The sequence below is a fragment of the Nonomuraea sp. NPDC049480 genome (assembly GCF_044465905.1).
GTDB lineage: Bacteria > Actinomycetota > Actinomycetes > Streptosporangiales > Streptosporangiaceae > Nonomuraea.
The window spans coordinates 176,459-193,197 of sequence record NZ_JBITMD010000005.1 but is presented as its reverse complement, the minus strand read 5'-3'; the positions used below and the strand labels follow the sequence as shown (position 1 = coordinate 193,197).

Genomic DNA, 16,739 nt, shown 5'->3' with positions numbered 1-16,739 from the left:
TCTTTATTTGTGCTTTACGACCCAACATCCGGACAATAGGGTGCATGGATCTCCTCCTCGCCGCCATCGGGTGGGCCGGAGCCGCCGTCCTGCTGGCCGGCTACGCCCTGGTCTCGTCGTCCCGCCTCTCGGGCGACGGAGCGGCGTATCAGCTGCTCAACCTCTTCGGCTCGGTCGCCCTCATGGTCAACAGCGCCTCCAGCGCCGCCTGGCCGTCGGCCGGCCTCAACCTGATATGGGCCGCCATCGGCGTGGTGGCCCTGGTCAAACTCACGGGCGTAGGAGTAACGAAATGATCGTCGAGCTCAGCCACCGCATCGTCGACGGCATGGTGACCTATCCCGGCATCCCGGCGCCGAAGCTGGGCGAGCACCTCAGCAGGGAGGACTCCCGCAAGGTGTACGCGCCGGGCACCGAGTTCCACATCGGCATGATCACCATGGCCGCCAACACCGGCACCTACCTGGACACCCCGTACCACCGCTACCCGGACGGCCCCGACCTGTCCCAGGTGCCGCTGACCAAGCTCGCCGACCTCCCCGGACTGGTCGTCCGCGCCCAGGGCGGCGGACGGGAGGTGGTCCTGGACCACCGGCTGGACGTACGGGGGAAGGCCGTGCTGATCCACACCGGCTGGGACCGCCACTTCGGCACGGACGCCTACGCCCACGGCCACCCCTATCTGGCGCCGGAGTCGGCGAAGTGGCTGGCCGGGCAGGGCGCGGCGCTGGCCGGGATCGACTCGCTCAACATCGACGACACCCCGCCGCAGGGCGAGCGCCCCGCCCACACGATCCTGCTGGAGGCGGGGATCCCGCTGGTCGAGCACATGACGGGACTGGCGGAGCTGCCCGACGAGGGCTTCCGCTTCCACGCCGCGCCACCGATGGTCGCCGGGATGGGGACGTTCCCCGTCCGGGCCTACGCGATCGTGCCTTAGTCGTCGTCCTGGTCGGCCTCGTCCCACGCCTTGTTGCGGTCGGCGGCGCGCTGCAGCGCCCCGGCCGCCTCCTGCTCGGACGCGTACGGACCCATCCGGTCCTTGTTGGGGCAGCCCTGTTCGGGCTCGACCCGCATGTGCTTGAGACAGAACCACCACTGGCCATCGCTCACATGGTCAATTCTGCCCCGTAGACTCATGGTTCATGACGACACTGCTCCAGCCAGGGCGAGTTTCGCCCTTGCGGAAGGTCCCCGCCCACATCGAGCGGCCGGAGTACGTCGGCAAGAAGCGCCCCAAGACCGGCGAGTCCGACGTGAAGACCCCCGAGATCATCGAACGCATGCGGGTGGCGGGCAGGATCGCCGCCCGGGCGCTCGAGGAGGTGGGCAAGCACGTCCAGCCGGGCGTCACCACCGACGAGCTCGACAGGATCGGCCACGAGTTCCTCATCGACCACGCCGCCTACCCCAGCACGCTGGGCTACAAGGGCTACCCCAAGTCCCTGTGCACCTCGATCAACGAGGTGATCTGCCACGGCATCCCCGACGACACCGTGCTGCGCGACGGCGACATCGTCAACGTCGACATCACCGCCTACATCGGCGGCGTGCACGGCGACACGGACGCGACGTACCTCGTGGGCGAGGTGGACGAGGAGTCGCGGCTGCTGGTCGAGCGCACCCGCGAGGCGATGATGCGCGCCATCAAGGCGGTGGCCCCGGGCCGGCAGCTCAACGTGGTGGGCCGCGTCATCGAGGCGTACGCCAAGCGCTTCGGCTACGGCGTCGTCCGCGACTTCACCGGCCACGGCATCGGCACGAGCTTCCATTCGGGCCTGATGGTCCCCCACTACGACGACCCGTCGCTGCGGGTGGAGCTGGTGCCGGGCATGACGTTCACGATCGAGCCGATGCTCACGCTGGGCACGATCGAGTACGACATCTGGCCGGACAAGTGGACGGCGGTGACGAAGGACCGCAAGCGCACGGCCCAGTTCGAGCACACGATCGTCGTCACGGAAACGGGCAGCGAGATCCTCACCCTCCCGTAGCCGGCCGGAGGGTCCGGCGCACGGTCAGTCCTTGGGCACCACCCCGGTGATCGTCGTGCCCTCGCCATGGACGCTGTTCACCGACAGGCTGCCCCCGACCTCCGCGAACGCCGCCCGCATCCGGGCGATCCCGCGCCCGGCCGCCGGTGCGGAGAAGCCCCGGCCGTTGTCGCTGACGGTCATGCGCAGCCCGCTCTTGCCGGCGGTCACGGCGATGGACACGGTCCTGGCTCTGCTGTGCCGTTCGACGTTGTCCAGGGCTTCGCGCATCGCGGCCATGACGCTGCGGGAAACGCGGGACGGCACGTCGGTGCCCGGCAGGGCCCAGGTCTCCACGGCGATGCCCGTGCGCTCCGACCATTCGGCGAGGTAGCTCTCGAGCGCCTCGGCCAGGCTTTGCCCCCCGCGCATGCGTGTCTCTTCCGACAATGGTTCTCGCCTTCCTTGGCACCCCGGAGCCTGCGCCGGTCCCCACTCCGGCGCCTCCACTCGCGCTGCGCAAATCCCCCCTCAAGGCCTACGCACGCTAGCTGATGAGGTTATGCCCGTATCCCCTACGAGAAAGGCTACCTGGCGGTACAGAGACGTGTGGTTCGAAGATAGAAGGGGGTGGCCGAACGGCTACTCGCCCTTGTCAGCGCGGTTGAGACGGGCGAGGTAGGCGTTGTAGGAATCGAGTTCCGGATCTCCGGCGCCGGTCCGGTCGGCCCTGCGGTCGGCGCGCCGGGCCTGCCGGTCGTCGTCTTTGTACCACTGCACGGCGATGGCCAGCAGCACGATCAGCGTGGGGATCTCGCCGAACCCCCACGCGATGGCGCCGCCGTCCCGCTGTGTCTGCAGCAGCGTGTCCCCCCAGGTGCGGCCGAGCTGTTCGTACCAGCCGGAGGCGATCACCGTGCCCATCATCATCAGCGCGATGCCGAAGAAGGCGTGGAACGGCATGGTGACGAAGAGCATGAGCAGCCGCCCGACGTACGGGAGCCGGTTGGGCCCCGGGTCGACCCCGATGATGACCCAGAAGAACAGGCACCCGCTGAGCAGGAAGTGCAGGGTCATCCAGATGTGCCCGAGGTGCTCGGTCATGGCGGACTCGAACAGCGACGTGAAGTAGAGCGCGTACGTCGACCCGATGAAGATCGACGTGGCGACGACGGGATGCGTGACGACCTTCGTGAACCGGCTGTGCAGGATCGTCGTGATCCACTCCCGCGGCCCCCGGTCGCCCTTCCTGGCGGCGGGCTTGAGCGCGCGCAGCGCCAGCGTGACCGGCCCGCCGAGGACGAGGAAGATCGGCACGATCATGGAGAGGGTCATGTGCTCGATCATGTGCACGTCGAACATGACCTGGGCGTACCTGGCCAGCCCGCTCTGCGTGGCGAACACCAGCATCGCCACCCCGGCGAACCAGGAGGCCGTGCGTCCCCAGGGCCAGGCGTCGCCGCGCCGCCTGAGCCGGCGCACGCCCACCGCGTACAGCCCGGCGAGGGCGGCGGCGACCGCGGCGAAGAACAGGTCGAACCACCACAGCGCGAACACGTTGCCGAGCGTGATCTCCTCCGGAAGGGGGAAACCGAGCAGCTCGTACGCCCGGTCGGCGGGAATGCTGAACTCGGGCGGCGGGGTGCGCGACAACGCGACGGCCAGCCCGACGGTGGCGAGCATGAGCAGCGTCTCGCCGCCGGCCAGCCGGGTGAACGCGTGCGGCCGGCCGGCCTGGAGCTGGACCAGCGTGCGCTGCCGGTGCCAGTAGCCGACGTAGCCGAGCAGCACGAACGCGACGATCTTCGCCACGGCGATCATGCCGTAGTCGGAGGTCCACAGGTCGGACACCGCGCCCAGTCGCGCGACCAGGCTGAACACCCCTGACAGCCCGACGCCGGCGTAGCACCACAGGGCCATCCGGGAGAACCGGTCGGCGGCCACGTCGAGCTGCGGCTCGCGTCGCAGGGCGTGGGCGGCCAGCACGATCAGGCCGCCCACCCACAGGGCGAGGGCGAGCAGGTGCAGCGACACCGCCGAGGTGGCCAGGTCGTGGTTGGGCGAGGAGGAGGTGTGCCCCGTGAGGGGTGGGGGCAGCAGTGTGACGAGCGCGAGCACCAGCAGTCCCGCCGCGGCGCCCGCGGTGATCGCCCCCCGCGAGAACAGCGCGATCGCCACGCCGAACAGCACGACCAGCGTGAGCGCCACGCCCTGCGTGGTCTGGGTGGCATAGCTGCTGAGGTAGGCGCCGGTGAAGATCTGGGGCACCGTCCGGCCCAGGGAATCGGCGACGCCGAACACGATGGCGAGGAACGCCGCCCCGGCCCAGGTCAGCGCGGCCCAGGAGGCGGCCTTGACGTAGTGGAGCGCGGGCTTGCCGAGCACGCCCTTGTCGTTGGGCAGCAGCGCGGCGGCCATCAGCAGCAGGCCGACGGTGAGCAGGCCGGCCACGTCCATGAGCAGCTTGGACAGTGGCAGCCCCCACCGGACGACCGCGCCGGAGTCGGGCAGCCCCGGGATGATCCTGGGGAACGCCCGGCCTCCGGCGATCATGCCGATCACCAGCGCGACGACCGCGGCCGCCGCTCCCGCGAGCGCGAGACGCGCCGCCCGGCTCATGGCTTGCTTCTCCGCGCGCTGAGCAGGAATCCGATGCCGATGCCGATGAGCGCGCCGACCACGACGATCAGCCAGACGGGGAACGACACATCCTGCTCGGCCGACGCCTGGTCGGTCTCCGGGCTCGTCTGGCCGGCCGGAGCGGACGGCCCGTCCGTCACGGCGGCCGAGGCGGACGGCGCCGGGCTCGCCAAGGCGTCCCCGGAAGGCTCGGGTCTGGGCGAGGGCGTCTCGGCGCCCTTCACCCGGAACGGGATCTCGCCCTCGATCGGGTGACCGTCGGACGACACGACCCGGTAGGCGATCGTGTATTTCCCGTCCGCCAGCGGCTCCTTCACCGCCTGCGTCACCACCGCGCCATCCAGCTCGGGCTTGCCGGACTGCACCTCGGCGCCCCCCGGGCCGCGCACGATGACGAACGGCACGCGCACCTTGGCGGTGAACTCGAGCCTGACCTCGTCGAGGGCCTCGACCTCGGCCCCCTTGGCCGGGGAGCTGCTCTTGAGCGCGTCATGCGCCAGCGCGGGCGCGGCGGTGCCGAACACGAGCAGGGCGGCGGCGACTATCGCGGTCAGGGCCGCGAGCGGGGATCTCTTCATGACACCCCCAAGGCTACCGACGCCACCGCCCGGTCCGGACCTCGCTACACCCCGGCGCAGGCCAGAGCCCGCCGGTACGCCTCCACGGCGCCCTCGGAGTCGCCGAGCTGCTCCATGGTCTCCGCCGTGGCGTACCAGGTGGAGGCCGAGCGGCGGGAGTCGGGCAGCGGCGCGAGCCACCCCTTCACGGCGGCGGTGTGCTCACGTCCCTCGTCCACCCGGCCGACCGCACCGTAGATCCTGCCGAGCAGCAGGTTGGCTTCCGCACCCAGCACGTTGCCGAACTCGGGCAGCAGGTTCCTGCCGGTGACGGCGTGCTGGACGGCCTCGTCCAGGTCGCCTGTCATGTACTCCGAGCAGGCCAGCTCCACGTGGAGGATCGCCCGGTCGATCGTGCTGGTCGAGGTCTGCTCGAACTCGGCGATCGCCGCGCGCAGCATGTTGCGCACGGCCACGGCGTCCCGCGTGCCGGACCGGAGCAGCGTCTTCGCGAGCGCGACCCGCATCCTGGCGATGTTGCGCGGCTGGCCGTGCTCCAGTTGCACGGCCATGGCCCGCTCGGCGAAGCTGACCGCCTCATGGCCGTGGCCGGTGACACGGGCGACGATGGAGGCGTTCCAGTTGGCCGCGACGATCGAGCGCGGTGTGCCGAGCGCGTCGGCGGCGTTGAGCAGCTCGGCGGCGAACTGCCTGGCGCGCAGCAGGTCGGCGCGTTCCAGGTAGGCCGCCAGCAGCGTGGCGCCCAGTTCGACGAGCAGGTCGGTCCAGGCCAGCCGGACGTTGCCGCCCAGCATCTGCTCGCCCACCTCGACGGCTTCGGTGAGCCGCTCGCTCTCCCGGTAGGCGCGGCACAGCGCGACGGCCACTTCGATGCCGCGCTCCGGGGTGAGCTCCTCCTTGCGCAGCTTGAGCAGGATCGAGATCGCCCGGTCGAGATCGCCGCCGGCCTCGGTGGCGAGGGCCAGCCCGAACTCGGCGTCTTGACGAAGGGCCGTCAGACCTGTCAGGTTGCTGTTGCCCAGCAGTTCCTCGAACCGCGTACGGGCCTCGGCGACCTCGCCGTTCTCGAGGGCCAGCCGCGCATAGCCGAGGGCGAGCTCGATGTCCTCCATCTGCTCGGCGGTCACGCCGTTGATCAGATAAGACAGCGAGCAGTCGAGTTTCTGCGCCAGAAGCTCCAGGACGGCGGGCGTAGGAGTACGCTTACCACTCTCGATCAACGAGACGTAACTGTCCGACAACTCGGGGTGCGCCAACTGCGCCTGCGACAGACCGCGCTGACGCCGAACGGTCTTGATACGGAGTCCGACCAGATCAGATGTGGTCACAGTAGTTGCTCCCTGAGAAGATGTGTCCGAGCAACCTCACATAGGCGAGGGAGAACCCCATGCGCATGCGCATTGCCCTGTCCGTCCTGGTTGCCGCGATCGCCGCCGCGGCAACCATTGCGGGTAATGTTACGGCCGCAAGTGCCGACCCGTCTTCCCTCTCTGTTGGGCAGGGAGAAATATTCTGCTGCTAGGAGATCCTCTAGGAGATCGTCGGTAAGAGGGGCAAGGCGGCGCATCGGGCACGTACCGCACTTCGTGTCCACCGCACCACCGCCGGGCCGGAGAGGCACATGTTCACCCATGTGCCCTCTCTTTCCGCCGTCCATCTCCTCCCCCACGCGACCTCGCCTGAGCCGCTGATCAGCCCCGGTTCGTGTAGCCCTGGCCCGCACCACAGCGGATCTTCAATCTAACGACCGCATCTACATTCCTTCTACAGAGCCTTTGGGCCCTTTACGCCCTTGCGAGCGTGATTAGGCTGCCTACGTGAATCTGTTTTCGTGATCACGGGGGAGGCGCATGGCGGCCGGTCTTACCATCCGTCTCTTGGGCCCGGTCGTCGGCGCGCTCGGCGACGAAGAAATCGACTTAGGTCCACCCCGCCAGCAGGCGATCATGGTGATGCTGGCGGCGCACTCAGGGCGAGTCGTCACCATGAGCCAGCTGATCGAGGGTTTGTGGGGAAGCTCACCCCCGCCCAGCGCCGAGCAGAGCGTCTACACCTACATCGCGGGATTGAGGCGTGCGTGCGAGCCGGGCCGCAAACGGCGTGAGCCGTCGAGAGTGCTGGCCGGCGCCGCCGGCGGGTACCGGTTGCACCACGATCTCTGCCGGGTGGACGCCCATGTCTTCGCCGAACGGCTCGGGACGGCGCGCGAGGCGGAGCGGTCCGATGACCTGGACCTGGCGTTGCGGCTGGTCGACGAGGCTCTCGCGGTATGGCGCGGCCCGGCGCTGAGCGGCGTGCCGGGCCCCTTCGCGGACGGTGAACGCGCCCGTCTGGAGGAGCTCCGCCTGACCGCCGTGGAAGCCCGGGCCCACGCGCTCATACGACTCCGCCGTCCGCAGGAGGCGCTCACCGACCTCCAGAACCTGACGCGCCGCCATCCGCTCCGGGAGCGTCCCCGCGAACTGCTCATGCTGGCCCTGCACGGGTGCGGGCGCCAGGCCGAAGCGCTGGCGGCCTTCGAGGAAGCCCGGCGCATCCTGTCCGAGGAACTCGGCGTGGACCCGGGAGAAGGCCTGCGCCGCGCGCACCACGTCGTCCTGTCCGGCGGGCAGGAGACCCAGGCGGTCACCCCTCCCCGGCAGTTGCCCCGCGACCTGATCGGTTTCGTCGGCCGGGCACAGGAGATCGTCCGGCTGAGATCCCTGCTGGATCCCTGGGGCGATGACCTGCCACATCCGTTCGTCGCGATTTCCGGCCCGCCCGGCGTCGGCAAGTCCGCCATGGCCGTCCACGTCGCCCACATGGTCAAGGACCGGTTCCCGAGCGGGCAGCTGTACGTCAACCTCCGCGGCGGCACGCCGAACGTCCCCCGGCTGTCCGCCCATGAGATCTTCAGCCGCCTGCTCCGAGGCGTCGGCACCCCGGACAGCGCCATTCCCGCGGACGCCGACGAGTCGGCCGCCTTGTGGCGAAGCAAGCTCCAGAGCAGACGCCTTCTCGTCCTCCTGGACGACGCCGCCGATCTCACCCAGGTCAGGCCGTTCCTGTCGACGCCCCTCGGCACCGCCGTCATGGTGACCAGCCGGGAATCCCTCATAGCCGGCGACGACTGCGTCCAGCTCCGCCTGGGCCCCCTCTCGGAGTCGGAGTCCACCACCATGCTGGCCAAGCTCGCCGGCGCCGGCCGCGTCTCCGCCGACCTCGGCCAGACCACCCGCCTGGTCCGCCTCTGCGACGGCCTCCCGCTCGCGCTGCGCATCGCGGGTGCCCGATTGACCGACCGCCCGGACTGGACCGTCGGCGCGCTGGTGACGAGGCTCACCGATGAACGACGGCGGCTCCACGAGCTGGAGGCCGGCGAGCTCGCCGTCCGGTCGAGCCTGACGGCGAGCTGGAACGCGCTCAACGGCAGCATGCGCGGGATCGACGGCACGGCCGCGCGCATGCTGGCCCTTCTGGGCCTTCTCCATGTGCCCGATGTCACGGTGGAGGAAGCCGCGGCGCTCGCCGGCTCCTCGCCGTCCGACGCCGAACGCGCCCTGGAACGCCTGTGCGACGCCCATCTTCTCGACGCCGGCGAGCCGGGGCGCTACCACCTCCATGATCTCGTCCGGCTCTTCGCCGGTGAGCTGATCCCCTCCGGCGAGAGAATCGCGCCGCTCACCCGCGTGCTCGGCTACTACGCCGCGTCCGCGCGGTCCGCCGCGAAGATCAGCGATCCCCACCGGGTGCACCCCGCGCACCCGGAGGTCGGGGCCCGGGGCCGCGGATTCGCCGGCGCGGAAGAGGCGGACGCCTGGCTCGGGAGAGAAGAGCCCATGCTGCTCGCCGCCGCTTTCCAGGCGCTGGCGGATCCGGACGACGACGTGGCCCGTCTGGGGGTGGCGATCGGCTTCGCCCTCTGGTGGTACCACCAGAAGGCGTATCGCGTCGCGGATCTGATCTCTCTCGGGGAACGGCTGCTCCGCACCGGACATCGCCTCAAGGACGACGTCATCACGATGGAGGCGCACGCCCACATCGCCACGGGCCTGTACTTCACGGGCGACGACGCCGCCACCGGCCACCACGAGCAGCATCTGCGCCTGGCAGAGCGGCTGGGCGATCGATTCAACCAGCAGCGGGCTCACGGCAATCTGGCCAACCTGCACGTGAAGGGGGAGAAATTCCACGACGCCCTGAACCACGCGCTCGCCCAGCGTGCGATCGCCCGTGAAATAGCGTCGGCTGTGGGGGAACGCTACGCGCTGCTGATGCTGGGCATAGCGTACGCGGGTATCGGCCGGCCGGAGGACGCCGCCACCGCGCTGGAAGAGGGGGCGACGATGGCCCGGCGCGCGGGCGACGTCATGCATCAGGCCATGTTCGGGTGGCGATGGGGACAATCCCTGCTTGAGCTTGGTGAACTCGAGAGAGGTCGCCGCGTGCTCGCAGAGGCGTTGGGAGCGGCGCGCGCCAGCAGGTCGAAAACCGCGGAGGTGGCCTGCCTCGTCTGTCAGGCACGAGCCCACCGCCTCCTCGGCGAGCCGGGAGCGGCCAAGCGAGGCATCGCCGAGGCGACGGCGCTCGCTGAGCGGATGGGCAGCGTGTACTGGCTTGACCGCGCGGCCGAAGAGCTCGAGGCCCTGGGGCTGGCCTGGCGATCGATTCCCTTGTGAAGACCCGCTCAGCGAGGCGGCGAGGTGTCCCGCAACGCCAGGAAGAAGTCCACGCGGTCGGCCATCCTCGACAGGTTCTTGCCGGTCAGCTCCTCGATCCTGCGGATGCGGTAGCGGACGGTGTTGACGTGCACGTGGAGCCGCTCGGCGCAGGCGTTCCACGAGCCCGCGCAGTCCAGGAAGATCCCCAGCGTGCGCACCAGGTCGGACTGGTGCCCGCGGTCGTAGTCGAGCAGCGGGGACAGCAGCCGCGCCGCGAACGAGCGGCGCACGTCGCCCGGGACCGTGGCCAGCAGCAGCGCGTGCGTGTAGATCTCGTCGCTGGTCACCACTCCGCCGGCGCGTGACTCGGCCAGCCGCCTGGCGTGCCCGGCCTCCTCCACGCCGCCCTTGATCGCGGCGGCGCCGGTGAGCGCGCCGCTCAGCCCGGCGCAGATCCGGATGTCGGGCAGTGCGGCCAGCACCTTGGCCCCGGCACGCAGCCGGTCGGCCAGCTCGGCGGTGGTGCGGCCGCGCAGCGGCACCACGGCGACCGCGCCGTCCGCGCCGGCCGCCGCGACGACCTCGCGGCCGAGCAGTTCCTCCACGACCTGGCCGCCCAGCGTGGCGGGGTCGGGGCCGCGGGTGGCGCCCGGGCGGGACGCCGTGGCGTTGACGATCGCGTACGGCTCCGCCGCGTCGATCCCGCACGTCCGCAGCCTGGCGTTGAGCTCGGCCACGTCGGCGTCGGCGAGCGCGGCCACGACGAGCTGCTCGGCCAGGCGGCGCTCGACCCTGCGGCCCTCCTCCATGCGGCCGCGTTCCAGCCCGACGCAGGCGGCCAGCTCGTAGCCGAGGTCGGCGCGGTCGATCAGGTCGCCGTCGCAGGCCAGGATCCAGCCGGCGGCCCGGTGCCCGCGCCCGACCGCGAAGATCGTGCTGCCGCCGACGCAGGCGGGCAGCCGCGGCGCCGAGAGGTACGCCTTGGCCAGGCGCACGGGGTCGTCGACCGTGCCGACGATCACGTGGCCGGACGCGGACAGCACGGCGCCGGTGACGCCCAGCTCGGCCGCGGTCAGCTCGAACAGCTCGCGCAGGTCGGCGCCCTCGGCGATGGCCGCCACGAGCCTGCGGTGCCGGCCGAGCGCGTCGCGCACGTCGCCGGACAGCCGGGGCACGACCAGCTCGGTCAGCGTGCGGAACGAGACCTCGGTCGGCACCTCCAGCAGCGGCAGGCCGGCCGCCCCGCAGGCGGCCACGAGGTCGTCGGGGACATGGCCCAGCCAGGCCGCGCCGGCGCCCAGCGCGGCGACCCCGGCGTCGGCCAGCGCGGCCACGAACCTGTCGGAGTCCTCCGGCGCGTGCCGCCACATGAGCCCGGTCAGCACCAGCTCGCCGCCGGACAGGTAGCGTCCCGGCTCCGGCAGGTCGGTGATGTGGACGGTGCTGAACTCGCGATCGGGGTCGCCGGCGAGCAGCGTCAAGCACAGGTCGTCGATGGCCAGCAGGTCACTGATACGCACTTGGAGGAATATACAAGCCGGATGTTACGTGCTTTGACAGGGATTTCACGTCGCGTGCATTGGACCCGGCGGGCGGCGGTGCTCTACTCGGAGGATGACGGAGACCGCGTACACCACCCTGCACGGCGTGGGCGAGAGTGCCAGACGCCCTGACGCGGCGCTGAAGGTGACCGGCGAGTTCGCCTACGCCTCCGACCTGTGGATCGACGGCACGGTGTGGGGGGCGACGGTGCGCAGCCCGCACCCGTCGGCGTGGATCCGCTCGATCGACGTGGGGCCCGCGCTGAAGATCCCGGGCGTGCTGACCGCGCTGACGCACGAGGACGTGCCGGGCGTGAAGTTCTACGGCCTTGAGCACAAGGACCAGCCGGTGCTGGCCATCGACCAGGTCCGCTACCAGGGTGAGCCGGTGGCGCTGGTGGCGGCCGACCATCCGGAGACGGCGCGCCGCGCGGCCGCCGCGATCGTGGTCGAGTACGAGGTCCGCGAGGCCGTCACCGACCCCCGCCGGTCCACGGACGTCGTGCGGCGCCAGCCGGTGCGCGTGGGCGACACGTTCGAGGCCGAGGTCGTGGTCACCGGCGAGTACGAGGTCGGCATGCAGGACCAGGCCTTCCTGGGCCCGGAGGCCGGGCTGGCGGTGCCGGCCGAGGACGGCGGCGTCGACCTCTACATCGCCACGCAGTGGCTGCACGTGGACCGCGACCAGCTCGCCCCCTGCCTCGGCCTGCCGCCGGAGAAGGTACGCCTGACGCTGTCCGGCGTGGGCGGGGCGTTCGGCGCCCGCGAGGATCTGTCCATGCAGGCGCACGCCTGCATGCTGGCCCTGCGCCTGAACCGCCCAGTCAAGATCGTCTACGGCCGCGAGGAGTCGTTCTTCGGCCACGTGCACCGCCATCCCGCCCTGATGCGCTACGAGCACGGCGCCACCCGCGACGGCAGGCTCGTCTACGTCAAGGCCGACATCCTGCTGGACGGCGGCGCGTACTGCTCCTCCTCCCCCGCCGTGGTCGGCAACGCCGCGTCGCTGGGCGTGGGCCCGTACGAGGTGCCGAACGTGGACGTCGTCGCCACCGGCGTCTACACCAACAACCCGCCGTGCGGCGCGATGCGCGGGTTCGGCGCGGTGCAGGCCTGCTACGCGTACGAGTCGCAGATGGACCGGCTGGCCGAGGCGTGCGGGCTGTCGCCGGTGGAGATCCGGATGCGCAACGCGGTCTCGCAGGGGTCGCGGCTGATCACCGGCCAGTTGATCGACTCGCCGGCGCCGCTCGCGGACATGCTGCGCGACCTGGAGGCCCTGCCGATGCCCGGGCCGCTGCCGGCCGGCGGGCCGGAGCCGGACCTGCGGGACCTGCCCGGCGGCGTCTCCCAGACCACGCATGGCGAGTCGGTGCGCCGCGGCGTCGGTTACGGCGTCGGGATCAAGAACATCTGCTTCTCCGAGGGCTTCGACGACTACTCCACGGCCCGGGTGCGCGCCGAGCTGGTGGGCGGCGAACCGCACGTCACCGTGTACACGGCCGCCGCCGAGGTGGGCCAGGGCCTGGTGACGGTCCAGGCCCAGATCGCCCGCACCGAGCTGGGCGTCGCGAACGTCACCGTGGCCACCGCCGACACGTCGGTGGGCTCGGCGGGCTCGTCGTCGGCGTCCCGGCAGTCGTACGTCACCGGTGGCGCGGTGAAGGCCGCCTGCGAGGCCGTGCGCGAGCGGTTCAAGGGACTGCCGGCGCGTGAGGCGCTGGAGCGGTCCGGGCCGGTCGAGGAGACGCGCGAGTACCGGCACCGGCCCACGTACCCGCTGGATCCGCTCACCGGGCAGGGCGACTCGCACACGCAGCTGGCGCTGTGCGTGCACCGGGCGGTCGTGGACGTGGACGTGGAGCTGGGCCTGGTCAAGGTGGTCGAGCTGGCGGCGGTGCAGGACGTGGGGCGGATCCTGAACCCGCAGGCCCTCGAGGGCCAGATCCACGGCGGCTCGGCGCAGGGCCTCGGGCTGGCGCTGATGGAGGAGATCCAGGTACGCGACGGCAGGGTGCTCAACCCGTCGTTCACCGACTACCTCATCCCCACCATCCTCGACATGCCACCCATGCAGCTGAAAATCCTGGAAAATCCAGACCCTGCGGCTCCGTACGGATTGCGGGGCGCCGGCGAGCCTCCGACGCTCTCCTCCACCCCCGCCATCGCCGCCGCGGTCCGCGCCGCGACCGGGCTCCGGTTGACTCGCGTTCCGCTTAGGCCGGAAGATATCGCCCTGTTCAATAAGGGGTCGATCAACGGGGAGGCATCCGATGGCAAGCGCGCGTGAGGCGGCGGAGGCGGAGTTCAGGCGCTTCGACGCCGACGGTGACGGCCTGCTGACCGCGGCCGAGATCCGCAAGGCCAACGAGGCGCTGGGCGGGCAGGGCGCGTCCGAGAGCGAGATCGAGGCGTTCATCCAGTCCGCCGACCGCGACGGCGACGGCACGATCGGGCTCGAGGAGTTCGTCGGGCTCGTCGGCCACGGGCGGCACGAGAAAGCGTGACCTGGTCTCCGGCCGGGTAGGCAACGCCCATTCCCCCTGATCGGTAAGGGGGGAATGGGCGTTGCTCTTCGGCCTGGAGCCGGCCGTGCCGGCGTCCTGACGATGCTGTTCGCCTAGTTGGTGATGTCGGCGCTGTTGCAGGCCACGCCGTTCTTGTCGACGTCCTGGTACCAGCCGTATTCCTGGTGCGTGCCCTTGTAGTAGGGACCGTCGCCGGCCGCCACGGCGTCCTTGCAACTGGCGTAGCGCCGGTCGGGGGTGGGCCCGGCGTTCGTCACGGGATTCGTCGAACCCGTGGCCGCGGGCGGCGTCGACCCGGTCGTGGGCGTGGTGCCCGTGGGCGTGGCCGGCGGGGTACCGCCTGGCTGGCCGCTCGGCGTGCCTGTGGTGGTGGCGGTGCCGGTCGGCGTCGGGCCGCGCAGGCGGGCCGACAGCGCGTCGGCCTGCTCCTTGGTGAACCCGGTGATGCTCATGCTGTCACCCTCCATGGGCTGGGTGACGATGGGCGCGGCCAGCACGATCTTGGGCTGGTCGGGCTGCTCGGGGGCGAGCACGATCGCCACCTGCCGCTGGTCGACCACCATCTCGTCGATGAGCTGGACCAGCTTCTCCTTGTACGCCGGCGCGATCGCGATGCGCACGGAGTATTGGCCGTCCTTCTCGCGCACCGTCTCGATCTGCTGCACGGCGCCGACCGTGACGCCGTCCTCCAGCAGGTAGCAGGACTTCTGCTCCTCGTCCAGCACGGCCTGGTCGCCGGGGCACGGCGCCGGCTTCGTCTCCCTGACCGGGGCGAAGTGGAGCGGCACGGCCAGCCGCTGCAGCGTCGCAGGGCCTAACAGAGGCGTGTCGGGGCTCCTCGTCATCAGGACGGCGACCGTGCCGGCCACACCTGCGACGAGCACCACGAGGACCAGCGTGACGACCAACACGACGGTGGTGAATCTGCTGGCCTTCGGCTCCCCCGGATCCGCGAGTGGCGGCTCTTCGGGCTTGTCCATCGATGACGATCCCATCCTGATGTTCGGGCTGCGGTGAGCTTATCGAGGACCGGCCGAACCGGGTAATCAAGCGGGGAATCTCCGCCGCCCCCGGACATGCGAGGAAGAATGAGGGCAGGACCATAGATTGGCGGAAGTTTTCGCGCGAACGAGGGTTGTCCCATGAAAATCGGTGTTCCCCTAGAGGTCAAGAACAGCGAATATCGGGTGGCGCTGACCCCGGCGGGGGTGCACGAGCTGGTACGCCACGGCCACCAGGTCTACGTCGAGCGGGGGGCGGGCGAGGGATCCTCGATCCCGGACTCCGACTTCACCGCGGCGGGCGCCGTCATCGTCCCCGACGCGGACGAGGTGTGGGGCGCGGGCGACCTCGTCATGAAGGTGAAGGAGCCGATGGCCGAGGAGTACCACCGGCTGCGCAAGGGGCAGGTGCTGTTCACGTACCTGCACCTGGCCGCCTCCCGGGCGTGCACGCAGGCGCTGCTCGACGCGGGCTCCACCGCGGTCGCGTACGAGACCGTCCAGGCCCCGAACGGCGCGCTGCCGCTGCTGGCGCCCATGTCCGAGGTGGCGGGGCGGCTGGCGCCGCAGGTGGGCGCGTACCACCTGATGCGGTCCGCGGGCGGAAGGGGCGTGCTGATGGGCGGCGTGTCCGGCGTGCGGGCGGCGCACGTCGTCGTCGTCGGGGCCGGCGTGTCCGGCATGAACGCCGCCGCCATCGCCCTCGGCATGCAGGCCGAGGTGATGCTGCTCGACAAGAACATCGACAAGCTGCGCCAGGCCGACCTGATCTACCAGGGGCACTGCCAGACGGTCGCCTCCAGCACGCTGGAGATCGAGCGCGCGGTGCTGGAGGCCGACCTGGTCATCGGCGCGGTGCTGGTGCCCGGCGCCAAGGCGCCGAAGCTGGTGGGCAACGACCTGGTCAGCCGGATGAAGCCGGGCTCGGTGCTGGTGGACATCTCGATCGACCAGGGCGGCTGCTTCGAGGACTCGCGGCCGACCACGCACGAGGAGCCGACCTACCGGGTGCACGACTCGATCTTCTACTGCGTGGCCAACATGCCGGGCGCCGTGCCGCACACCTCGACGTTCGCGCTGACCAACGTCACGCTCCCGTACGCGCTGGCCATCGCCGAGCTGGGCTGGCGGGGGGCCATGCGCGAGGACCCGGCGCTGGCGCTCGGCCTGAACGCCCACGAGGGCCACCTGACCAGCCGCCCCGTGTCCGAGGCGCACGGGCTGGAGTGGACGCCGCCGGAGAACGTGCTGGTCTGACCTCCTCCCGAATCCGCGACCGAGCAATTACGCTTGGTATCGACCAGCTACTGAGCGTGACGATCGGAGCGATGAATGTCCCAGCAGGGCTTTCGCGAGAGCGCGGAGCACAACTTCAACGACCTCGACACCGACGGCGACGGCTTTCTGACCAGATACGACTACATGGCCCTCGCCCAGCGGCGGCTGGAGCAGAGTGGGGTGCCCGCCGGCACGCCCGAGGGGGAGGCGGTCGTCGAGGCGTTCCTCAACGCCTGGGACACCCACGTCCGCGCCCTCGACGCCGACCGCGACGGGCGGATCAGCAGGGAGGAGTACATCCGCTCCTTCGAGTCGCTGGTGCGCGGCGGCGACCTGGAGGCCGTGCTCACGCCGATCTCCGAGGCCACCTTCGCGCTGATCGACCGCGACCGCGACGGCTGGATCACCGCCGAGGAGTTCGCCTCCGTGTGGAGCCGCCCGGGCACCGACCTCACCGCGGTCTTCACCAGGGCGGACGCGGACGGCGACGGGCGCATCTCCTTCGAGGAGTTCGCCCGCGCCCGCCACGGCCTGCTCACCGGCCAGGCGTAGCGGGCGCG

At 70.8% G+C, this 16,739-nt stretch carries 15 protein-coding genes; 8 read left to right on the top strand and 7 right to left on the bottom strand.

Going from position 1 to position 16,739, the window contains the following annotated elements; all coding sequences use genetic code 11:
- Window positions 1-44 precede the first annotated feature (44 nt).
- Together ACIBX3_RS16920 and ACIBX3_RS16915 are read left to right on the top strand one after the other, a co-directional pair.
- A complete protein-coding gene (locus ACIBX3_RS16920; protein ID WP_397117767.1) occupies window positions 45-296 on the top strand; it encodes a hypothetical protein in 252 nt (83 codons plus the stop codon).
- On the top strand, window positions 293-940 hold the full coding sequence (locus tag ACIBX3_RS16915; RefSeq protein WP_397117765.1) for a cyclase family protein: 648 nt from the start codon (window positions 293-295) through the stop codon (window positions 938-940). Before ACIBX3_RS16920 ends, ACIBX3_RS16915 begins: the two co-directional genes overlap by 4 nt.
- On the opposite strand, the gene ACIBX3_RS16910 is transcribed toward ACIBX3_RS16915, so the two are convergent.
- Entirely contained in the window at window positions 937-1,140 is a 204-nt protein-coding gene (locus tag ACIBX3_RS16910) for a hypothetical protein (RefSeq protein WP_397117763.1), read from the bottom strand. The two genes, ACIBX3_RS16915 and ACIBX3_RS16910, sit on opposite strands and share 4 nt — an antisense overlap.
- 5 nt (window positions 1,141-1,145) lie before the next feature.
- Between ACIBX3_RS16910 and map the strand changes: the two genes are divergently transcribed.
- Window positions 1,146-1,994 carry a type I methionyl aminopeptidase gene (gene map, locus ACIBX3_RS16905; protein ID WP_397117761.1) on the top strand — a complete coding sequence of 283 codons (849 nt, stop codon included), beginning with the start codon at window positions 1,146-1,148 and terminating at the stop codon, window positions 1,992-1,994.
- 24 nt (window positions 1,995-2,018) lie between these two features.
- Here the strand turns inward: map and ACIBX3_RS16900 are convergent, their stop codons facing one another.
- The 4 genes from ACIBX3_RS16900 to ACIBX3_RS16885 all read right to left on the bottom strand — a co-directional run bounded on the left by ACIBX3_RS16900 (window position 2,019) and on the right by ACIBX3_RS16885 (window position 6,519).
- Window positions 2,019-2,405 (bottom strand): sensor histidine kinase, encoded by a 387-nt coding sequence (locus ACIBX3_RS16900; RefSeq protein ID WP_397117759.1) that lies wholly within the window; start codon window positions 2,403-2,405, stop codon window positions 2,019-2,021.
- Window positions 2,406-2,615: 210 nt separating this feature from the next.
- A complete protein-coding gene (locus tag ACIBX3_RS16895; protein WP_397117757.1) occupies window positions 2,616-4,592 on the bottom strand; it encodes a cytochrome c oxidase assembly protein in 1,977 nt (658 codons plus the stop codon).
- A complete protein-coding gene (locus tag ACIBX3_RS16890; protein ID WP_397117755.1) occupies window positions 4,589-5,191 on the bottom strand; it encodes a copper resistance protein CopC in 603 nt (200 codons plus the stop codon). The genes ACIBX3_RS16895 and ACIBX3_RS16890 overlap by 4 nt, the downstream gene beginning before the upstream one ends.
- A 44-nt stretch (window positions 5,192-5,235) precedes the next feature.
- The gene (locus tag ACIBX3_RS16885) at window positions 5,236-6,519 is read right to left on the bottom strand and encodes a helix-turn-helix domain-containing protein (RefSeq protein ID WP_397117753.1); all 1,284 of its coding nucleotides are present in this window, start codon (window positions 6,517-6,519) and stop codon (window positions 5,236-5,238) included.
- Window positions 6,520-7,068: 549 nt separating this feature from the next.
- Here ACIBX3_RS16885 and ACIBX3_RS16880 point away from each other — a divergent pair.
- Window positions 7,069-9,849 (top strand): BTAD domain-containing putative transcriptional regulator, encoded by a 2,781-nt coding sequence (locus ACIBX3_RS16880; RefSeq protein WP_397117751.1) that lies wholly within the window; start codon window positions 7,069-7,071, stop codon window positions 9,847-9,849.
- Window positions 9,850-9,857: 8 nt separating this feature from the next.
- Here ACIBX3_RS16880 and ACIBX3_RS16875 read toward each other — a convergent pair whose 3' ends face one another.
- Entirely contained in the window at window positions 9,858-11,351 is a 1,494-nt protein-coding gene (locus ACIBX3_RS16875; protein ID WP_397117749.1) for a helix-turn-helix domain-containing protein, read from the bottom strand.
- 94 nt (window positions 11,352-11,445) lie between these two features.
- Between ACIBX3_RS16875 and ACIBX3_RS16870 the strand changes: the two genes are divergently transcribed.
- On the top strand, window positions 11,446-13,662 hold the full coding sequence (locus ACIBX3_RS16870; protein WP_397117747.1) for a xanthine dehydrogenase family protein molybdopterin-binding subunit: 2,217 nt from the start codon (window positions 11,446-11,448) through the stop codon (window positions 13,660-13,662).
- Window positions 13,646-13,879, top strand: a complete 234-nt coding sequence (locus tag ACIBX3_RS16865; protein WP_397117745.1) for an EF-hand domain-containing protein — start codon at window positions 13,646-13,648, stop codon at window positions 13,877-13,879. The genes ACIBX3_RS16870 and ACIBX3_RS16865 overlap by 17 nt, the downstream gene beginning before the upstream one ends.
- Window positions 13,880-13,992: 113 nt before the next feature.
- On the opposite strand, the gene ACIBX3_RS16860 is transcribed toward ACIBX3_RS16865, so the two are convergent.
- A complete protein-coding gene (locus tag ACIBX3_RS16860) occupies window positions 13,993-14,880 on the bottom strand; it encodes an excalibur calcium-binding domain-containing protein (protein WP_397117743.1) in 888 nt (295 codons plus the stop codon).
- Window positions 14,881-15,042: 162 nt separating this feature from the next.
- On the opposite strand from ACIBX3_RS16860, the gene ald reads away from it, so the two are divergent.
- Together ald and ACIBX3_RS16850 are read left to right on the top strand one after the other, a co-directional pair.
- A complete protein-coding gene (gene ald, locus ACIBX3_RS16855; RefSeq protein ID WP_397117741.1) occupies window positions 15,043-16,158 on the top strand; it encodes an alanine dehydrogenase in 1,116 nt (371 codons plus the stop codon).
- A 75-nt stretch (window positions 16,159-16,233) separates the two neighbouring features.
- The gene (locus tag ACIBX3_RS16850) at window positions 16,234-16,731 is read left to right on the top strand and encodes an EF-hand domain-containing protein (protein WP_397117739.1); all 498 of its coding nucleotides are present in this window, start codon (window positions 16,234-16,236) and stop codon (window positions 16,729-16,731) included.
- Window positions 16,732-16,739 lie beyond the last annotated feature (8 nt).

Bases quoted from the DNA above. Each gene is read 5' to 3' on its own strand.
- ACIBX3_RS16920 (WP_397117767.1), top strand. From the start codon at position 45: ATGGATCTCCTCCTCGCCGCCATCGGGTGGGCCGGAGCCGCCGTCCTG.
- ACIBX3_RS16915 (WP_397117765.1), top strand. From the start codon at position 293: ATGATCGTCGAGCTCAGCCACCGCATCGTCGACGGCATGGTGACCTAT.
- ACIBX3_RS16910 (WP_397117763.1), bottom strand. From the start codon at position 1,140: ATGAGTCTACGGGGCAGAATTGACCATGTGAGCGATGGCCAGTGGTGG.
- map (WP_397117761.1), top strand. From the start codon at position 1,146: ATGACGACACTGCTCCAGCCAGGGCGAGTTTCGCCCTTGCGGAAGGTC.
- ACIBX3_RS16900 (WP_397117759.1), bottom strand. From the start codon at position 2,405: ATGCGCGGGGGGCAAAGCCTGGCCGAGGCGCTCGAGAGCTACCTCGCC.
- ACIBX3_RS16895 (WP_397117757.1), bottom strand. From the start codon at position 4,592: ATGAGCCGGGCGGCGCGTCTCGCGCTCGCGGGAGCGGCGGCCGCGGTC.
- ACIBX3_RS16890 (WP_397117755.1), bottom strand. From the start codon at position 5,191: ATGAAGAGATCCCCGCTCGCGGCCCTGACCGCGATAGTCGCCGCCGCC.
- ACIBX3_RS16870 (WP_397117747.1), top strand. From the start codon at position 11,446: ATGACGGAGACCGCGTACACCACCCTGCACGGCGTGGGCGAGAGTGCC.
- ACIBX3_RS16865 (WP_397117745.1), top strand. From the start codon at position 13,646: ATGGCAAGCGCGCGTGAGGCGGCGGAGGCGGAGTTCAGGCGCTTCGAC.
- ACIBX3_RS16860 (WP_397117743.1), bottom strand. From the start codon at position 14,880: ATGGACAAGCCCGAAGAGCCGCCACTCGCGGATCCGGGGGAGCCGAAG.
- ald (WP_397117741.1), top strand. From the start codon at position 15,043: ATGAAAATCGGTGTTCCCCTAGAGGTCAAGAACAGCGAATATCGGGTG.
- ACIBX3_RS16850 (WP_397117739.1), top strand. From the start codon at position 16,234: ATGTCCCAGCAGGGCTTTCGCGAGAGCGCGGAGCACAACTTCAACGAC.